Here is a 19347-nt window from a genome sequence, read left to right on the forward strand (position 1 = left end):
AGGCAAGCATCGTTTTTTATCGCTGATCTCGAAATTTTCTTCACCGCACAAACAATTCCCCGCTCCTTCCAGGATCATGTTTGATGAAGCCGCTTAGCGCCGAAACCATTGCCCAGTCGCAGAATGCGACACCGCGGTCCATGCGCGTCGTCACCGACGGCATCAGCACCGACCTCGAGCGCTTCAGCGCCGACAACACCCATATCGTCAAGCAGATCAAGCTGCTGGCAATCAATGCGCTGATCGAGGCGGCCAGAGCCGGCGAGACTGGAAAGGGTTTTGCCGTCGTTGCCAACGAAGTGCAGCGGCTGGCGCAGATCGCGACCGACATCACCGGCAGGTTCGAGAGCAACGTGCTCGGCCGCATCGGCCTCAGCCGCGCCATGGCCGATTCGCTGGTCGAAGAGATGGAGGGCGTTCGCCTCACCGATCTGGCGCAGACGCTGGTGCAGCTCATCGTCCGCAATCTCTTCGAGCGCACGGCCGATGTGCGCTGGTGGGCGACGGACCCATCACTCTGGCAGGCGCTGCAGAACCAGAGCCGGGAAACCGCCGCCTTTGCAGCGGAGCGTCTCGGCGCCATCAACCGCTTCTACACCGTCTATCTCGATCTCGTCATGACCGATCTCTCGGGCAAAGTGGTCGCATCCGCCAATCCCAAGTTCCAGCGCAAGCTCGCAGGCATGAGCCTTGCCAGCGATCCGTGGTTCCGCGCAGCGTCGGCCTGCTCCTCCGGCGACGCGTACATTGTCGACGACGTCAAAGCGAGCCCGCTGCACGATAACCGGCATGCGCTCGTTTATGCCACAGGCATCCGCGAAGAGGGCAAGCTCGACGGGCGGCTGGTCGGCACGCTCGGCGTCTATTTCGACTGGCAGAACCAGGGCCAGGCGATCGTCGAGAAAGAGGCGAACCTGCCGCCGCAGCTGGCGGAAAGAACGACGGTCATGCTGCTCGACGGCAAGAGCCGGGTCATCGCCACCACCAATCCCGCCTTGTTGTTTTCCCATTTCGCGCTCGCCAATCCGTCCGGCCAGGCGAAAGGCAGCTACTACGACAATAACGACTCGATCGTCGCCTTCGCGCACACTCTTGGCTACGAAGATTACGACGGGCTCGGCTGGTACGGCGTCGTCGTCCAGCAGACCGAAAACGACGCGACGATCAAGGCCGCACTCAATCTGAAGTAGCGGCATTTTCCCGTCTGCTGCGTTCATCCGTTGCCAATAAGATATTTTGCCCGCAAACTTGGTGTTCGCGGGCAATTTGCTTTAAGTTTAGTTCAGACTTTAATGTAATCATCCCCGGCAAAATTTAAGGCAGAGTGCGCCCGCCTCTGTATTCCGCGGTTGTCAAATAACGGTCTTCAGGAAACACCATGCGAACAGATACCGGCCAGGTCATTCATCTGGCAGATTACCGTCCCACCGACTTCGTGCTGGAACGCGTGGACCTCACTTTTGAACTCGACCCGACAGAGACCAAGGTCGAGGCGCGCCTGATCTTTCATCGTCGCCCGGGCGCCGATCCGGCGGCGCCGATCGTTCTCGACGGCGACGAACTGACGCTGTCGGGGCTGCTGTTAGACCAGGTGGAGCTGGACCCTTCGCGTTACGATGCAACACCGGAAAGCCTGACGGTGCGCGACCTGCCGGAGAGCGCGCCCTTCGAGTTGACGATCACCACGATTATCAACCCCGAGGCCAATACCGAACTGATGGGCCTTTACCGCACCAGTGGCATCTACTGCACGCAGTGCGAGGCGGAGGGTTTCCGCCGCATCACCTATTTCCCGGACCGGCCCGACGTGCTTGCGCCCTTCACGGTCAACATCATCGCCGACAAAGACGCCAACCCGCTGCTTTTGTCGAACGGCAACTTCCTCGGCGGCGCCGGCTACGGCCCCGGCAAGCATTTCGCCGCCTGGTTCGACCCACATCCGAAGCCGAGCTACCTCTTCGCGCTCGTCGCCGGCGATCTCGGTGTCGTCGAAGACACGTTCACGACCATGTCCGGCCGCGAGGTGGTTCTGAAAATCTATGTCGAGCACGGCAAGGAACCGCGCGCAGCCTATGCCATGGACGCGCTGAAACGCTCGATGAAATGGGACGAAGAGAGGTTCGGACGCGAATACGATCTCGATATTTTCATGATCGTCGCCGTCTCCGACTTCAACATGGGCGCAATGGAGAACAAGGGCCTCAACGTCTTCAATGACAAATACGTCCTAGCCGATCCGGAAATCGCGACGGATGCCGACTATGCCAATATCGAAGCGATCATCGCGCATGAATATTTCCACAACTGGACCGGCAACCGCATCACCTGCCGCGACTGGTTCCAGCTGTGCCTCAAGGAAGGCCTGACGGTCTATCGCGACCACGAATTCTCTTCCGACCAGCGCTCGCGCCCGGTCAAGCGCATCGCCGAAGTGCGCCACCTGAAATCGGAGCAGTTCCCGGAGGACGGCGGCCCGCTCGCCCATCCGGTGCGGCCGACGACATATCGCGAGATCAATAATTTCTACACGACGACGGTCTACGAAAAGGGTAGCGAAATCACGCGCATGATCGCGACGCTGCTCGGCAAGGACGGCTTCAAGAAAGGTATGGACCTCTATTTCGACCGCCATGACGGTCAGGCCGTAACGATCGAGGATTTCGTCAAATGTTTTGAGGATGCAAGCGGACGCGACCTCTCGCAATTTTCGCTCTGGTACCATCAGGCCGGCACGCCGCTCGTCAGCGCATCGGGCAGCTATGATGCGGCGGCCGGCAGCTTCACACTGTCGCTCGAACAGATGATCCCGGCAACGCCCGGCCAGCCGAGCAAGGAGCCGATGCATATTCCGCTCAGCCTCGCGCTGTTTGGCGAAAACGGCGGCAAGATCGAACCGACTTCGGTCGATGGCGCGGAATATGCCGGCGGGGTGCTGCATCTCACGGGCCGCACCCAGACGGCCGTGTTCCATGGCATCGGCTCGCGGCCGGTCGTTTCGATCAACCGCAGCTTCTCGGCGCCGATCAACCTGCATTTCGATCAGAGCCCGGCCGATCTTGCCCATCTCGCCCGCCATGAGACCGATCATTTCGCCCGCTGGCAGGCGCTGACCGATCTGGCGCTGCCGAACCTCTTGAAAGCGGCACGCGACGCCCGCGAGGGCAAGCCTGTCGTCTGCGAGGCGACCTTCATCGAGACGCTGATCACGGCCGCCGACGATGACAACCTTGAGCCTGCCTTCCGTGCCCAGGCGCTGGCTCTGCCGAGCGAATCCGATATCGCCCGCGAACTTGGTAGCAACAACGATCCCGATGCCATCCATGCCGGCCGGCAGGCGATCCTGAAACAGATCGCCGATGCCGGAAAGGACGTCTTTGCCGGCCTCTACGCCGCGATGACGACATCAGGCGATTTCAGCCCGGATGCAAAAAGTGCCGGCCTGCGGGCGCTGCGCAATAGCGCCCTCACCTACCTCTCGTATGCCGAACAGACGCCGGCGCGCGCCAAGGCCGCCTTCGATGTGGCCAACAACATGACCGATCTCAGCCATGCGCTGACGATTCTCGCTCATCGTTTTCCCGACAGCGCGGAGACGAGCGAGGCGCTGGCAAGCTTCCGCGACCGCTTCGCGGAGAACGCGCTCGTCATCGACAAATGGTTCGCGATCCAGGCCGGCATTCCGGGCGCCAAAACCCTGGAACGGATTCGCACCCTGATGGATAATCCGCTCTTCAAGCGAACCAATCCGAACCGAATGCGGGCGCTGGTCGGCACCTTCGCCTTTGCCAACCCGACCGGCTTCGGCCGCGCCGACGGCGAAGGCTATCGCTTCCTCGCCGGTCAAATTCTCGATATCGACGAGCGTAACCCGCAGCTTGCCGCCCGCATCCTCACCTCGATGCGCTCCTGGCGGTCGCTCGAACCAATACGCGCCGATCACGCCCGCTCGGCGCTGATCGAGATCGAGCGAGCCGCCGATCTTTCGACCGACGTGCGCGATATCGTCGAACGCACGCTTAAAGGGTAATTTGATTCGACCGGCCGTCCCGAAAAATTCGACGGCCGGTCGCCCAGCGCCCCGAATCACCTGGAAAAACCCGAAATTATAAATAGTTAACGGATTTTTACCTTTGCCTCTGGACAAGGCGAATCACCCATGATTCTCTAGGTCAGGTTCGAGCGAGCGGCGCGCGAATCACATGAGGGACAAGGCGAAGAGATGATGGACGTGCGACGGGCAACCGTGGCCGGAGGACGGCTGCGTGTCGATTTTGGCGGGTTGAAAGCCTGGCGCGACAGCCTTTCCGGCCATGCGACATCGGAACCACTTCTGCGTTATCTGCCGAAGGCCGAGCTGGTCTTGAAGCGGGCCATTCCGGCGCTGATCGTCGCCTTCCTCTCGGTTGTCGCCGCCTCGCATTTCTTCGGCATGATGAGCGAATACGGGCGTCTGGAGGCCTCGGCGCGCCATGCCACTGCACTTTCGGCGGCGACCGCCTCTGCGGTGTTTGCCGATACGGCCGATGTTTTCGACAGCGGCGATATCACTGAGGCGCAGGCCCGTCTCGCCAAATACCTGCCGCAGGACCGGCTGGACAGCGGCGCCTTCGTGCTGCTCGTGCAGGCAAGCGGCAAGGTTTTTGCGGCGACCACCGCCGGGCTTTCGCATGTCGGCAGCAATGTCGGCGATTTCTTCCCCGAGGTCTCGGCGATCCGGCGCTTCGGCGATCGCGCCGGTGTCATCGAAACGACGATCGGCGGCGTGCCGCACTATGCCGAGATCACGCTGATGGGCAATGCTGGCGGTTTTATCGTCGCCGCCACCTCGCTCGACGAGGTCGGCCGGCTCTGGCGCGAGGAACTGGCGCTTAACGTGACGCTGTTTGCCGGTATCTCCTCGATCCTGCTGGTCATCCTCTATGCCTATTACACACAGGTAAAGCGCGCCCGCGATGCCGACGACATCTTCGTGGAATCGAACCTGCGCGTCGAGACGGCGCTGTCGCGCGGCCGCTGCGGCCTCTGGGATTTCGATTTCGAAACCCGCGAATTCTTCTGGTCGCGCTCGATGTACGACATGCTCGGCCTGCCGGGTTCGGACAAGACGATGGGCTTCGGCGAAGCCGCCCGGCTGATGCATCCCGATGACGGCGGGCTCTACGAGATCGCGCGCGCCATCGGCAAGGGCGCTTCCGGCCAGGTCGATCAGATCTTCCGCATGCGCCATGCCGGCGGCCACTATGTCTGGATGCGGGCGCGTGCCCAGGTGATCCGCAGCAATTCCGGCCGCATGCACCTGATCGGCATCGCCATGGACGTGACCGAACAGCATCGGCTCGCCCAGCGCTACGCAGAAGCCGACCAGCGCCTGGCCGACGCGATCGAATGCACCTCGGAAGCCTTCGTGCTCTGGGACAAGAACGATCGCCTCGTCATGTGCAACACGCATTTCCAGCAGGCTTATGGCCTGCCGGACAGCGTGCTTGTGCCCGGCACCGAGCGCTCGACCGTCAATGCGGCCGCCGCTCGTCCTGTCATCGAGCGGCGGATTTCCGATGCCGACGGCTCCGGCTATTCGCGTACGACGGAGGTGCAGCTTGCCGACGAGCGCTGGCTGCAGATCAACGAACGGCGCACCCGCGACGGCGGCAAGGTCTCGGTCGGAACAGACATCACGCTGATGAAACGTCATCAGGAGCGGCTGCGCGAATCCGAACGCCGGCTGATGGCGACAATCGGCGATCTTTCCGCCTCACGCCAGACGCTGGAGATCCAGAAATCCGAGCTGTCGACGGCCAACGCCAACTACCAGGCGGAGAAGGAACGCGCCGAGGCTGCCAACAAGGCGAAATCGGAATTCCTCGCCAACATGTCGCATGAGCTGCGCACGCCGCTCAACGCCATCCTCGGCTTCTCCGAAATCCTGCAGAACCAGATGTTCGGGCCGCTCGGCTCGCTGAAATACGACGAATATGCCCGCGATATCCATGACAGCGGCAAACATCTGCTCAACGTCATCAACGACATTCTCGACATGTCGAAAATCGAGGCCGGCCATGTCAGGTTGCATTGCGAGAGCATCGACCTCGTGCCGCTGATCGAGGAAAGCCTGCGCTTCACCGCCATGCCCGCGGCTGAAAAGAACATCGTCATCGAACAGCGCATCTGCTCCGGCCTGACGCTGATGGCGGACCGCCGGGCGATGAAACAGGTGCTGCTCAACCTGCTCTCCAATGCGGTGAAGTTCACCGACAATGGCGGACGCATCGCGGTGCGCACCCGCCGCGTCGACGGCGCCGTCGTCGTCACCATCGCCGACACCGGCATCGGCATTCCACGCTCGGCGCTGTCGAAGATCGGCCAGCCCTTCGAGCAGGTGCAGAGCCAATATGCGAAGAGCAAGGGCGGCTCCGGCCTCGGGCTCGCCATTTCCCGCTCGCTGACCTTGCTGCATGGCGGCCGCATGAAGATCCGCTCACGCGAAGCGGTCGGCACGGTGATCTCGCTGCGCATTCCCGACGATATCTAGAGCCGACCCTCTTCAGCCTGCTGATGCGGTGGTGAAAACAGCCAATTGAGCGGCGAAAGCACGCTTGTATGCCGGCCGCGACTCGCCGCGGGCGACATAGGCGGCGAGGTTCGGATATTCTTCCAATATGTCAGATCCCTTCAACCTGAGCAGCACCGACACCATCAGCAGGTCACCGGCGCTGAACGCACCATCGAGCCAGTCGGCATCGCCAAGGCGGCGGGAGAGGCCGATCAGCCGTTTGCGGATGCTGTCCTCGAGGGCAGCAAGGCGCTGGTCGTACCAAGGCTTGTCGCGCTCGAGGATCATGAGGAGAGCGCGGTCGAAGATCGGTGTTTCCACCGTGTTGAGCGCGGCAAACATCCATGTGAGCGCGCGCGCCCGGGCATTCGCATCGTCCGGCAGCAGGCCCGCATAGCGCTCGCCGATATGGAAGACGATGGCGCCGGACTCGAACAGTGCGAGATCGCCTTCTTCATAGGTCGGAATCTGCCCGAAAGGCTGCAGCGCCAGATGCGCGGGCTCCTTCATCTCTTTGAATGAGACAAGACGAACCTCGTAAGGCTGGCCCACTTCTTCGAGCGCCCAGCGAACGCGCATGTCGCGCGCCAGACCCCTGCCGCGATCGGGCGACCGTTCAAAAGCGGTAATGGTAATCGTCATTGGTGTTCTCCATCGCTTGCCTATCCTGAAGACGATTGGCTAAGCGAGATTCCGACAGGCGATGCTCGCGATAATCCTCGCGATCGTTCCGCCTGGTGTGAGATCAGGCTTTCACGACATTCAAGAATATTTTCCGAACCGCTTTCGACAGCCGCTTTACCTCCCCTTCCAGCGTTTTGATATCAGGGCAGTCGCCGGCGCGGCAGACGAGTTCGACGAGGCCCGCCGGCGCATCCTTCGGATCGAACAGGCCGTCGATGGAGAGGCGGATCAGTTGCGAAAGGCCGGTATAAAGCGTGAAGGCCTCCAGGCATAAGTCGAGATCGACGGTTGCCATCAGCCGGTCGCCAAGCACCTTCAGGGCCTCGCCGGTGCTCATCCCATTGACGGCACTGCCGACGCCGCTGGTCGGCGCGATCAGCGCCAGGTACTGGGCGATGAATTCGAGATCGATGACGCCTCCGGCGATCAGCTTCAGGTGCCACGGGCCGGATGGCGGCTTTTCCTTGTCGATCAGTTCGCGCATTTCGGCGACGTCACGCGCCACCTTGGCGATATCGCGATCGGCCGACAGCACCTCCCGGACGATCAGTTCCGCCTCGGCGACGAGGCTCTCATTGCCGCAGATCAGCCGGGCGCGGCTGAGCGCCATATGTTCCCAGGTCCATGCCTCTTCGCGCTGATACTTGCCGAATGCATTGATACGGGTGGCGACCGGCCCCTTGTTGCCGGATGGGCGCAGCCGCATATCGACCTCATAGAGCACACCTTCGGCGGTCGGCGCCGACAAAGCGGCCATCAGCCTCTGGGTGATGCGGGTGAAGTAACGCGTCGCGTCGAGCGGCTTCGGCCCATCGGATTCGGAGGCCGCGTTGTCATAATCATAGAGCAGGATCAGATCGATGTCGGAACCGGCCGTCAGCTCGAAACTGCCGAGCTTGCCCATGCCGGCGACCGCGATGCGCCCGCCGGGATAATCGCCGTGTGCTGCCCGCATCTCGCTCACCACGGCATCAAGTGCTGCTGCAATGACGAGGTCGGCGAGATGCGTGAAGGCGCGTGCGGCCATCACGCCGTTGATCGCACCGGTGAGCAGGCGGATGCCGATCAGGAAGCGCTGCTCGGCGGCGAAGATGCGTAGCCGGTCGAGCACCTCTTCATAGTGGCGGGCCTGGGCAAGCGAGCCTTTCAGCCGCTCGCCGAGATAATCACGCGTCGGCAGCTCGGCCATCAGGCCGGGATCGAGCATCCCGTCGAAGACATGCGGCTTGGCGGCAATCACCTCGGCAAGCCGGGGTGCCGAGGACATGATGTTGACGATCAGCGACAGCAGCGCCGGATTGCTGCCGAGCAGCGAGAACAGCTGGATGCCGGAGGGAAGGCCGGAGATGAAGCTGTCGAAGCGCAGCAGCGCTTCGTCGGCGCGCTTGCTTTCGCCGAAGACCCGCAAGAGCTCCGGCGCCAGTTCGGTCAGCCTTTCACGCGCCTCGACCGATTGCGTCGCCCGGTAGCGGCCGTAGTGCCAGGTGCGGATGATGCGGGAAATGTCGGACGGCCTGGTAAAACCGAGCCTCTTCAGCGTCTCCAGCGTATCCGGGTCGTCGCCCTGGCCGGTGAAGACGAGGTTTCCGGTGTCGGTGGAAAGCCTGCTCTCCTGTTCGAAGAGGTGAGCATAACGCCGTTCGACCGTCTTCAGCACGCCGACCAGTCGTTCGGAGAAGCTCGGCGTGTCGGAAAAGCCCATCATGAAGGCGATGCGCTTCAGGTCGGCATCGGTCTCCGGCAACAGGTGGGTCTGCTCGTCGCGTACCATCTGGATGCGATGCTCGACATCGCGCAGGAACCAGTAAGCCTCCGTCAATTCGTCACGGGTCTCCGCGTCGATCCATTTCGCCTTGGTGAGTTCACCGAGCGTCTCCTCCGTCGCCCGTCCGCGCAAGGCCGGCATGCGACCGCCGGCGATCAGCTGCTGGGTCTGGACAAAGAACTCGATCTCGCGGATGCCGCCGCGGCCGAGCTTGACGTTATGACCCTTGACCGCGATGGCACCGTGGCCCTTATGCGCATGGATCTGCCGCTTGATCGAATGGATATCGGCAATCGCCGCGTAATCGAGATATTTGCGGAAGACGAAAGGGGCAAGGCCACGCAAGAAATCGCCGCCCGCCGTGAGGTCGCCGGCAACGGCGCGCGCCTTGATGAAGGCCGCCCGCTCCCAATTCTGGCCCCTGCCCTCGTAATAGATCATCGCCGCATCGACCGGGATCGCCAGCGGCGTCGAACCGGGATCGGGGCGCAATCTGAGATCGGTGCGGAAGACGTAGCCGTCGGCTGTCCGCTCCTGCAGGATGCGGACCAAGCGTCGCATCATTCTCGGGAAGACCTCGATCGCGTCATCCGGGTCGGGCACGATACCGGCCTCCTCGTCGAAGACGACGACGAGGTCGATATCGGAGGAATAGTTGAGTTCAGATGCGCCGAGTTTGCCCATGCCGAGCACGATCAGCCCGGAGCCGTCGCTCGGTGCTGCCAGATCCCGCAGCCGCAGCTTTCCACCCTCATGCGCCGCCAGCAGCAGATGGTCGATCGCCGCGGCAACCGACGCTTCGGCAAGCTCGCTCAGCCAGGCCGTCGTCGCCCGGCCGTCGAAGATGCGCGCGAGATCGGCGAGTGCGACGAGGAAAGCCACCTTGCGCTTGATGACGCGCAGCCTGCTCATCACCACCGATTCCGAAGGCGCCGCCCCCTCGCCGTCCCGTTGCCAGCAGCGCCGCGCCTCGGCGACCAGCGCCTCGATCTGCGGCTCCAGCGGTTGAGTGATGGCGCCGGCGAGGATGCCGGGATCGAGATTGACGATTTCGCGCAAATAAGGGGACAGCGTCAGCACGGCCGCGATGAAATCACGAAGCGGGCCTTCCGTCTTCAGCATCGCCGCCACCGACGGCTCGTGTCTGCCGGCCTCCTGAAGGTCGGCCAGCGCCAGCTTCAACTCCGTCTGGTTCAGCGGACGCAGCAGGCCTTCGGCGACATCCTCCAGGCCATGCGTCGATTTCGTCAGCATGCGCTCTCCCTGCTTTAGCGCCTAGGAAACGGTCCCGCAGAATCGCGGGAACATCTCCTTCGACCGGCATTAAACTAGGGTCTTGGCGGAAAACCGCCAATACGCGATTCAGCCGATCATCGGCATCGAGTCATCAGGCAGCCTTGGCGGGGAAGATCATGCTGACGGTCAATCCGCGCTGTTCGGGCTTATCAGGATCGGTATCGGAGAGTTCCAACCGGCCATTGTGCAGCTCCATCACCGCTTCCACCAGCGAAAGCCCGAGCCCCGTCCCCGGCTTCGACCGGCTTTCATCGAGGCGGACGAAGCGCTTCACCACGTCGTCTCGCCGGTCGGCGGGAACGCCCGGTCCGTGATCGGCCACGGAAAGGCAGATGCCGTCCGGGCGGCGGGAAAGTTTCAGCGACACTTTGCCCGCGCCTTCGGTATCAGAGGAATATTTGATGGCATTGTCGAGCAGATTGAAGATCGCCTGGCCGATCAGCTCGCGATTGCCCTGCACTTCGACATCCGGCTCGATGCTGGAGCTCAAGCCAAGCCCCGCCTCCTCCGCCGCCGGTTCGTAAAGCTCGGCGCTATCGGAGACGATGGCCGAAAGCTCCACCGGCGTCATCTCGGCGGCGACCGATCCGGCCTCGACGCGGGAGATCATCAACAGCGCGTTGAAGGTGCGGATCAGTTGGTCCGATTCGGAAATAATGCCTTCGAGCGCGGTGCGCCGCGTCTCGCCGTCGGAGATATCGAGCGCATCGGCTGCCTTGTTGCGCAGCCGCGTCAGCGGCGTCTTGAGATCATGGGCGATGTTGTCGGAGACCTGCCGCAGGCCCTCGTCCAGCTTCTCGATGCGCTCCAGCATGGTATTCAAAGACATCGACAAGCGGTCGAATTCATCGCCCGATCCGCCCACCGGCAGGCGTTGCGACAGGTCTCCGGCCATGATCTTCTTGCTGGCATCCGACATGCGGTCGATGCGTTTCAGCGCGTTGCGGCCGATGGCGAACCAGATGATGATGGCGCCAAGTCCCATGATCGCCAAAGCCACCATCAGCGCCTGGCGCACCAGCAGACGGAAACGCTCTGGGTCGCCGAGATCGCGGCCGATCAGGATTCTCAGGCCGTTGTCGAGCACGAAAATATTGGCGATCGCCCTGTGGCGGCGCTCGATGCCGCTGTCGGTATAACGCTGATAGATGAAGGGCGCGGAGGTCCAGCCGACCTCCTCGAAGACACCCGGCTGCACCGAGGCGACGTTGCCGGCGAGAATATCGCCCGAGGGGCCGGCAATGATGTAGAGGTTGGCGCCGGGCTGGCGGGCACGCCGCTCCATGGTGCGCAGCAGGAGGTTCATGCCGCCGGTGTCATAGGCCCGTTGCACCTGCTCCACCTCTTGCCTGACGGCGTCGCGGATCTGGCCCGTCAGCAACCGTTCCGACATGGCCGTCACATAGAAGACGAGCGTCGCGGCGCAGATGGCGAAAAGCAGGATATAGAGTGCCGAAAGGCGGACTGCGGTGGACTTGAAGAGAACCCTGAAACGGCTCATCCCTCATCCTTGATCATATACCCCGCGCCGCGAATGGTCTTCAGGAGCGGCTGGCTGTAGTCCTTTTCGATCTTCGAGCGCAGGCGCGAGACATGAACGTCGATGACGTTGGTCTGCGGGTCGAAGTGATAGTCCCAGACGTTTTCGAGCAGCATGGTGCGGGTCACCACCTGGCCGGCATTCTTCATCAGATATTCGAGCAGGCGGAATTCGCGCGGCTGCAGCGGGATCTCCTTGCCGCCGCGGCGCACCTCGTGGGATAGCCGGTCGAGCTCGAGATCGCCGACGCGATAGACGACATCCTGATCCGGCGTGCCCTTGCGGCGGCCGAGCACCTCGACGCGCGCCAGCAATTCGCTGAAGGCATAAGGCTTCGGCAGGTAGTCGTCGCCGCCGGCACGAAGACCGGTCACGCGGTCATCGACCTGGCCGAGCGCGGAGAGGATGAGGACCGGCGTATGGATGGCCTTGCGGCGCAACTCGCTGATGACGGAAAGCCCGTCGCGGCGCGGCAGCATGCGGTCGATGACGATGACGTCATAGGTATTTTCCGACCCCATGAACAGGCCGCTCTCGCCGTCGCTGGCGTGATCGGCAACGATGCCCGCTTCGCGAAAGGCTTTGGTGAGGTAGACCGCGGCTTCGAGATCATCTTCGATGATGAGAATCTTCATGCGGCCGACATTACCCACCGGCTGCGTTTCGGCAAGGCTCAAAGCATCTTCCTGGGGAGCGGCGGTCATGGGGATCATCCTTCAAAGATCAGAAGAATCGAGCCGCGCGGAGTTTCGTCCGCACGGCTCCAAGCTATCTTAGGGATCAGCCCTGTCCGTTGATCGGAAGCGCGACGAAACGGCTTCCTTCACTGGACTGGATCTGGAAGAGCGCCCGAGTGCGGCCGTCCTTCTTGGCCTGGTTCAGTGCCTTGACGACATCGTCGGGGCTGGAGACTTCCTGGTTGTTGACCGAGGTGATCTTCTCGCCTTCCTTGATGCCCTTGTCGGCAGCCTCGGAATCCGGGTCGATGCCGGTTATCGCCAGGCCCTTGCCGTCGTCGGAAGGACCGACCGTCAGGCCGAGATCGGCAAGCGCCTTCTCGGAAGCCGGTGCCTCAGGCTGCTGTGGCTGGTTGTTGTCATCGGCAGACGCATCCTTCTGGTCGGCCGGCAGCGTGCCGAGTTCGACGGTGAGAGGCTGGGCCTTGCCGGCGCGCCAGACTGAAAGCTCGACCTTGCTGCCCGGCTGCATCGCGCCGATGCGGCGGCTGAGATCGCGGGCATCCTTGATCGTTTCACCGTTCAGCGCGGTGACGACGTCGCCGGCCTTCATGCCGGCCTTCTCACCCGGCGATCCGGCCTGCGGGGCGACGACAAGGGCGCCGCTCGGCTCGGAAAGGCCGATGGATTCGGCGATGTCCTTGGTTACCGGCTGGATCTGGACACCGAGCCAGCCGCGCGAGACCTGGCCGTCCTTCATCAGATCGGCGACGACGTCCTTGGCGGTCGAGGCGGGAATGGCGAAGGCGATGCCGACGCTGCCGCCCGACGGTGAGAAGATCGCGGTGTTGATGCCGACGACTTCGCCGTTGAGGTTGAAGGTCGGGCCGCCAGAGTTGCCGCGGTTCACGGCGGCATCCACCTGCAGGTAATCATCATAGGGACCGGAGCCGATATCGCGGCCGCGGGCCGAGATAATGCCTGCCGTGACCGTGCCGCCGAGGCCGAAGGGGTTGCCGACGGCGACGACCCAGTCGCCGACGCGGACGTTATTGTCGTTGGCCCAATTGACGTAGGTGAACTTCTTGCCCTTGCCGTCAACCTTCAGCACGGCGAGGTCGGTGCGCGGATCCTTGCCGATCAGCTTGGCATCGAGCTCGGTGCCGTCATTCATGACCGCGACGAAGGCTTGGCCATCGGAAACGACGTGGTTATTGGTGACGATGTAACCATCCTCGGAGATGAAGAAGCCGGAGCCCTGGGCGACGGGGCGGAGGCGACCCTTGCCGCCCGGACCATTCGGGCCGCCATTCGGGCCGTTCTGGCCGAAGCGCCGTTGATGACCCTGCTGATCATTCGGATCCTGGCCGAACTGCTTGAAAAACCGCTTCAGCGGATGATCGTCGGGAAGGTCATCGAAGCCGCGACCGTTGAAATCGAAGGAGAAGCCTTCATTGTTGTCAGCGACGGGATTGACGCGGTTTTCGACCCGGACAGAAACGACGGCCGGCGAAACGGCATCGACGACATTGGCGAAGCTCGGAACGGCAGGCGCCTGAACCTTGACAGCTTCGGCATAGGACCGGGTGATTTCGAGCGGAACGCCGGTTGCGAGCACAGCGGCTGCGATACCGGCGACGGTAGAAGCCTTGAGCACGGTGGCGAGGGACGGACGTCCGTTGAAATTCTTGAGCATTGGAGCACCTTCTCTTGTTCTTGGATCTTCAGACCGGCGACGCCGGATCAGTCGATGACTGAAGATATAGAACGCCGCACCTTACTGCGAACTGTCCGGCCAATGAAAAGTTCGTAATGTTTGCAATGTTTGTCTACGGCAAACTCATATGGATTTCACCCGCAACAGCTTCTCGTCAGGGATCCTGCGCTGCGCGCCCGCCTTTTCGCTGCCGCCGGTCATGATGGAGGATTAGCGGCTAACCGTTTACTTTTTCAGAAGCTCGCTCAGCTTCGCCTGCTCGTCTGCCGTCAGCTTGCTGCCGGTCGGTTTGCCGGCCCTGTTGCGGGCAAAGACCAGCAGTGACAGCCCGCCCACAAGCACCAGCAGCAGCGGTGCACCCCAGAGCAGCCCCGTCTTCAGGCTGAGACGCGGTTTCAAAAGCACGAATTCACCGTAGCGCGAGACGATGTAGTTCAGCACCGCCTCGTCGCTGTCGCCATCGCTGATGCGCTCGCGCACCAGCAGCCGCAGGTCCTTGGCCAGATCGGCGTTGGAATCGTCGATCGACTGGTTCTGGCAGACCATGCAGCGCAGCTCGGCCGAGAGAGCGCGAGCGCGGGCTTCCAAAGCTGGATCGGCCAGCACCTCGTCGGGATTGACGGCGAAGGCGGAGACGGGCGTGAAGAGGACGAAAAGGACGATGAGGAGCCGGGAGAGAAGCCGCATTCCCCTTCGCCCCTCGGGGAGAAGGTGCCCGACAGGGCGGATGAGGGGGCCACCCTTCGCAGCACAGGCGACCTTTCGCTTGCGCTCAAGCTCCTCGCAGCTCCGCCGCTCGGCCCCCTCATCTGCCCTTCGGGCATCTTCTCCCCGATGGGGAGAAGGGGAAGAAAGCCGTGAGCGCGTCATTCCGCAGGCTCCATGGCAGGAGCTGCCGGCTTCGCCTTGCGGCGCGGGGCGCCGACACGCAGGCGCCGGTCGCTGAGCGAGACCAGGCCGCCGAAGGCCATGATCACCGCGCCGCCCCAGATGCAGAGAATGAACGGCTTCCACCAGATGCGCACGACGATGCCGCCGTCCTTGGTGGCGTCACCCAAAGAGACGTAGAGCTGGCTGAGGCCGAAGGTCAGAATACCAGCCTCCGTCGTCGGCATCTGCCGGGCGGTATAGAGCCGCTTGGCCGACCAGGTATCGGCAACCGCGACACCGGCGCGGCGGATGGTGAAGTGGCCGCGCTCCTCGGTATAGTTCGGCCCGGTCCCCGGCTGCATGCCGTCGAAATGCAGGCTGTAACCGCCGGCCTTCGTCACCTCGCCGGGCTTCATCTCGATGACATGCTCGCTCTGGAAGGTCGTGACCGCGACGATGCCGAGCACGGTGACGCCGAGCCCGGCATGGGCTAGCGCCGTGCCGAAGGCGGAACGCGGCAGGCCGGAAAGCCGCCGCCAGGCAAGGCTGCCCGCCACCTTGCCGATGCCGGCGCGATACCAGAGATCGGCGACCGCGCCGAGGATGAGGAACAGCCCGGCGGCCAGGCCGAGGACGGCAAGCACCGGCCCGCCATGTTCGATATAGAAGAAGATCAGCGCGGCAAGGAAGGCGAGACCTGCGACGACATAGAGCCGCTGCAGGGCACCCAGCAGATCGCCGCGCTTCCAGGCCAGCATCGGCCCGAAGGGTACGATGACGATCAGCGGTGCCATCAGCAGGCCGAAGGTCAGGTTGAAGAAGGGTGGTCCGACGGAGATCTTGTCGCCGGTCAGCGTTTCCAGCAGCAGCGGATAGAGCGTGCCTGTGAGCACCGTGCCGCAGGCGACCGTCAGGATCAGATTGTTGACGACGAGCGCGCCCTCGCGCGAGATCGGCGCAAACAGCCCGCCGGCCGAAAGCTTCGGCGCGCGGAAGGCAAACAGCGACAGCGCCCCGCCGATGAAGATCAGCAGGATGCACAGAATGAAGACGCCGCGGGATGGGTCGCTGGCAAAGGCATGCACCGAGGTCAGCACGCCGGAGCGCACCAGGAAGGTGCCCATCAGCGACAGCGAGAAGGTGAGGATGGCGAGCAGCACCGTCCAGATCTTCAGCGCCTCGCGCTTTTCCATGACAAGCGCCGAATGCAGCAGCGCAGTGCCGGCGAGCCACGGCATGAAGGAGGCGTTTTCCACCGGGTCCCAGAACCACCAGCCGCCCCAGCCGAGCTCGTAATAGGCCCAGTAGGAGCCCATGGCGATGCCGAGCGTCAGGAAGGTCCAGGCCGCCAGCGTCCAGGGCCGCACCCAGCGTGCCCAGGCAGCGTCGATGCGCCCTTCCATGAGCGCAGCAACGGCAAAGGAGAAGCAGACGGAGAAGCCGACATAGCCGAGATAGAGCAGCGGCGGATGGATCGCCAGACCAACATCCTGAAGCACCGGGTTGAGATCGCGGCCCTCGGCCGGCGCCGGATCGAGCCGCAGGAAGGGATTGGAGGTCAGCAGGATGAACAGCGTGAAGGCGACCGAAATCCAGGCCTGCACGGCCAATACATTGGCTTTCAGCGTCTCCGGCAGATTGCGGCCGAAGACGGCGACCAGCGCGCTGAACAGCGTCAGGATCAACAGCCAGAGCATCATCGATCCCTCGTGATTGCCCCAGACGCCGGAGTATTTGTAGATCAGCGGCACCAGCGAATGCGAATTCTCCCAGACGTTTTCGACCGAGAAATCCGAGACGACATGGGCATAGGTCAGCACGGCGAAGGAGAAGGCCACAAGCGCAAACATCGCCAGCGAGCCGACCGTCGCCACATCCATCATCGCCCGGTCGTGACGACGGGCTCCGATCACCGGCACGATGGAAAGGATGAGCGCCGTGGCCAGCGCCAGCACCAGCGCGTAATGGCCGATCTCGATGATCATGGCGTCGCCTTCACTTGCTGTTCCTCTTCCTGGCCCTGACCTTCCTGGCCTTGGCCTTCCTTCCACAGCCCCTGGGCTTTCAGCTTGTCGGCCACCTCCTTCGGCATATAGGTCTCGTCATGCTTGGCAAGCACGGTGTCGGCGACGAAGATGTTCGTGCCGGCAGTGAACATGCCTTCGGTGACGACGCCCTGGCCCTCGCGGAAGAGATCGGGGAGGATGCCGGTATATTGGACCTTGACGGCATTGGCGCTGCCGTCGGTGACGGCAAATTCCACCGTCGAGCCGGTGCCGCGCACGACACTGCCCTCACCGACCAGGCCGCCGAGGCGGATGCGGGTTTCCGGCGCCACCGGCGTCTTGGCGAGATCGGCCGGCATGTAGAAATAGGCGACCGACTGGCTGAAGGCGAACATCACCAGCAGCACGGCGGCGAGGATGAAGCCCATGCCGCCTGCAATCACCGCCAGGCGCTTCTGCTTGCGCGTCATTGCGTCGCTCCCTCCGGGGCTATGCCGAGTTCCCTGGCCAGCGCCAGCAATTGCCTGCCCTGTTCGCCGGGCGGCGGAAAGGCCGCCAGCCCGCGCTTCAGGGCGCCGGCGGCGCGATCCTTGTCGTTCAATACGGCGTAAGAGCGGACGAGCCGCATCCAGCCCTCGAAATTGTTCGGATCCTCGCTGAGCTTGGCATCGAGGCTTTCGACCATGCCGCGGATCATCTGCTGCCGGTCGCCGGCGTTCATGGTCTCGGCCGCCGTCACATCCTGCTGCGTGGGATTGCCGGGAGCCGGATTGGCGCCCGAGGCAGATGGATTGGCGCCCTGGGCAGCCGAACCAGGGCCTGCCGGCGCGCCGCCGTTCATGGCGATATGCTGGTTGACCAGCGGCAGCCACGGCGCATCGGCCGGCGATTGTTTTGCCAGTGCCTCGAAGGCCTGCCGCGCCTCATCGGGCCGTCCCGCCTGCTCCATGCTGAGGGCGATATAGAAACGGGCGCGCGGATTGTCAGGCTCCAGCGTCAGCGATTGCTCCAGCACTTGCCGCGCCTCCTCCGTCACCACCCCGTCGGAGACAGCGATCAGCGTCTCGGCAAGGCCATCGAGCCGGACCGGGCTCGGGCCGAGAAGCCGGATGGCGTGGCGGTAGGCCACTTGCGCGTCGTTGATGCGCATCGTGCGGAAATAGATCGGCGCCAGCACGTCCCAGCCCTTGCCGTCATCAGGTTTCTCAGCCAGGTGCCGTTCCGCTTTGGTGATCAGCACCGCTACGTCATTGCCAGGGTTTTCCAGCCGCGCTTCCAGCGGCTGCGAGGGCAGGTCCGGCCTGCCCGTCGTCAAATAAAGACAGAGGCCGAGAACCGGCAGGAGCAGGAGGACGAAGGCCTCGGTGAAACGGTGATGCCGCGCGGGTTTCAGTGTCTGCGCCGGCTCGTCGGCAGAGACGGCGATCAGCCGCCGGCCGATTTCCGCCCTGGCATAATCAGCCTCCTCCGGGGTGATCAGCCCGCCATCGAGATCGCGGTCGAGCTCGCGCAACTGGTCGCGATAGACAGCCGTCTCGCCCGCACGGATATTATCCGCCGCCTTCGCTCCGCGCAGAAGGGGGTAGAGCAGGATGACGGCGAGGGCTGCCGTCAAAGCGGCAACGAGAATCCAGAACAGCATGTCGCCCAAATACGTGAAGCGCGCCTTCATTCCAACTGCCAAAGCCGGAATGACGAAGATTTGAGGTTAGCACATAATTCCCATGTGCTGGTTTAAAGCGATAGATCGTCCTTAGCGCGCGCTCTATTGGCCGCAATTCAGAGCGGCGACCAGCTGCCGTCGTCGTTGCGGCAGGCAGCGCCCCGCGCCACCGTGTCCTTGCCGTCGACGGTCAGCGTATGGGTATATTGCCGGCAGTTCTGCGAACCGACCTGATAGGGTGCAGCCGCGACGACCTTGCCGGTCACGTCCTTGCCGGTCCAGAGCACGGGCTGGCCGACGGCGGCCCCTTCCAGTGCCCGATATTCCGCCTCTAGCGCCCGCTGCTTGTCGCTGTCGTTCAAGCTCACATCGCTGCGGCCGACAATGCCGCCGTGCAGCGCGGTGATGAAGGCGGCCGATGCCGAGGGCTTGCTCGAAAAAATGCCGCGTGAGGCGGCACCCTTCGTCGTCGTGCAGCCGGACAGCGCGACGGCGACGAGAAGAGCAGAAACGATCATGCCTTGCGAGCGTAAAATCATTGCGTCGAACCACGATCAGGGGTCAATTTCAGCCGATCGA

13 protein-coding genes are annotated in these 19347 nt (G+C 63.1%); 3 read left to right on the forward strand and 10 right to left on the reverse strand.

Going from position 1 to position 19347, the window contains the following annotated elements; genetic code table 11:
- The first annotated feature begins 83 nt into the window (after positions 1 to 83).
- The 3 genes from ACS4RR_RS18640 to ACS4RR_RS18650 all read left to right on the forward strand — a co-directional run bounded on the left by ACS4RR_RS18640 (position 84) and on the right by ACS4RR_RS18650 (position 6529).
- On the forward strand, positions 84 to 1190 hold the full coding sequence (locus ACS4RR_RS18640) for a methyl-accepting chemotaxis protein (protein ID WP_222293113.1): 1107 nt from the start codon (positions 84 to 86) through the stop codon (positions 1188 to 1190).
- Between the two features lie 188 nt (positions 1191 to 1378).
- Complete coding sequence (gene pepN, locus ACS4RR_RS18645) at positions 1379 to 4027, forward strand: aminopeptidase N (protein WP_260298468.1); 2649 nt, start codon at positions 1379 to 1381, stop codon at positions 4025 to 4027.
- 192 nt (positions 4028 to 4219) lie between these two features.
- Positions 4220 to 6529 (forward strand): PAS domain-containing sensor histidine kinase, encoded by a 2310-nt coding sequence (locus ACS4RR_RS18650; RefSeq protein WP_222293106.1) that lies wholly within the window; start codon positions 4220 to 4222, stop codon positions 6527 to 6529.
- A 12-nt stretch (positions 6530 to 6541) separates the two neighbouring features.
- Here the strand turns inward: ACS4RR_RS18650 and ACS4RR_RS18655 are convergent, their stop codons facing one another.
- The 10 genes from ACS4RR_RS18655 to ACS4RR_RS18700 form a co-directional block, all read right to left on the reverse strand.
- Positions 6542 to 7192 (reverse strand): glutathione S-transferase family protein, encoded by a 651-nt coding sequence (locus tag ACS4RR_RS18655; protein ID WP_222387292.1) that lies wholly within the window; start codon positions 7190 to 7192, stop codon positions 6542 to 6544.
- A gap of 103 nt (positions 7193 to 7295) precedes the next feature.
- On the reverse strand, positions 7296 to 10253 hold the full coding sequence (locus tag ACS4RR_RS18660; protein WP_456189115.1) for a bifunctional [glutamine synthetase] adenylyltransferase/[glutamine synthetase]-adenylyl-L-tyrosine phosphorylase: 2958 nt from the start codon (positions 10251 to 10253) through the stop codon (positions 7296 to 7298).
- Between the two features lie 133 nt (positions 10254 to 10386).
- Positions 10387 to 11796: a sensor histidine kinase gene (locus ACS4RR_RS18665; RefSeq protein ID WP_017963596.1), complete on the reverse strand. Its 1410-nt coding sequence runs from the start codon at positions 11794 to 11796 to the stop codon at positions 10387 to 10389.
- Positions 11793 to 12548, reverse strand: coding sequence for a response regulator transcription factor (locus ACS4RR_RS18670; RefSeq protein WP_170257657.1), 756 nt, complete (start codon positions 12546 to 12548; stop codon positions 11793 to 11795). The genes ACS4RR_RS18665 and ACS4RR_RS18670 overlap by 4 nt, the downstream gene beginning before the upstream one ends.
- A 67-nt stretch (positions 12549 to 12615) precedes the next feature.
- Positions 12616 to 14208: a Do family serine endopeptidase gene (locus tag ACS4RR_RS18675; RefSeq protein WP_456189116.1), complete on the reverse strand. Its 1593-nt coding sequence runs from the start codon at positions 14206 to 14208 to the stop codon at positions 12616 to 12618.
- Between the two features lie 246 nt (positions 14209 to 14454).
- On the reverse strand, positions 14455 to 14916 hold the full coding sequence (locus tag ACS4RR_RS18680; RefSeq protein WP_260110507.1) for a cytochrome c-type biogenesis protein: 462 nt from the start codon (positions 14914 to 14916) through the stop codon (positions 14455 to 14457).
- Between the two features lie 179 nt (positions 14917 to 15095).
- Positions 15096 to 17084: a heme lyase CcmF/NrfE family subunit gene (locus tag ACS4RR_RS18685; RefSeq protein WP_456189117.1), complete on the reverse strand. Its 1989-nt coding sequence runs from the start codon at positions 17082 to 17084 to the stop codon at positions 15096 to 15098.
- Positions 17081 to 17575 (reverse strand): cytochrome c maturation protein CcmE, encoded by a 495-nt coding sequence (gene ccmE, locus ACS4RR_RS18690; protein WP_456189118.1) that lies wholly within the window; start codon positions 17573 to 17575, stop codon positions 17081 to 17083. Before ccmE ends, ACS4RR_RS18685 begins: the two co-directional genes overlap by 4 nt.
- A complete protein-coding gene (gene ccmI / locus ACS4RR_RS18695) occupies positions 17572 to 18747 on the reverse strand; it encodes a c-type cytochrome biogenesis protein CcmI (RefSeq protein WP_441005717.1) in 1176 nt (391 codons plus the stop codon). The genes ccmE and ccmI overlap by 4 nt, the downstream gene beginning before the upstream one ends.
- A 137-nt stretch (positions 18748 to 18884) precedes the next feature.
- Positions 18885 to 19307: an RT0821/Lpp0805 family surface protein gene (locus ACS4RR_RS18700; RefSeq protein ID WP_456189119.1), complete on the reverse strand. Its 423-nt coding sequence runs from the start codon at positions 19305 to 19307 to the stop codon at positions 18885 to 18887.
- Between the last annotated feature and the right edge of the window lie 40 nt (positions 19308 to 19347).

Origin of the sequence: Rhizobium zaerense, from assembly GCF_051810725.1 — a bacterium.
GTDB classification, from domain to species: Bacteria; Pseudomonadota; Alphaproteobacteria; order Rhizobiales; family Rhizobiaceae; genus Rhizobium; species Rhizobium leguminosarum_I.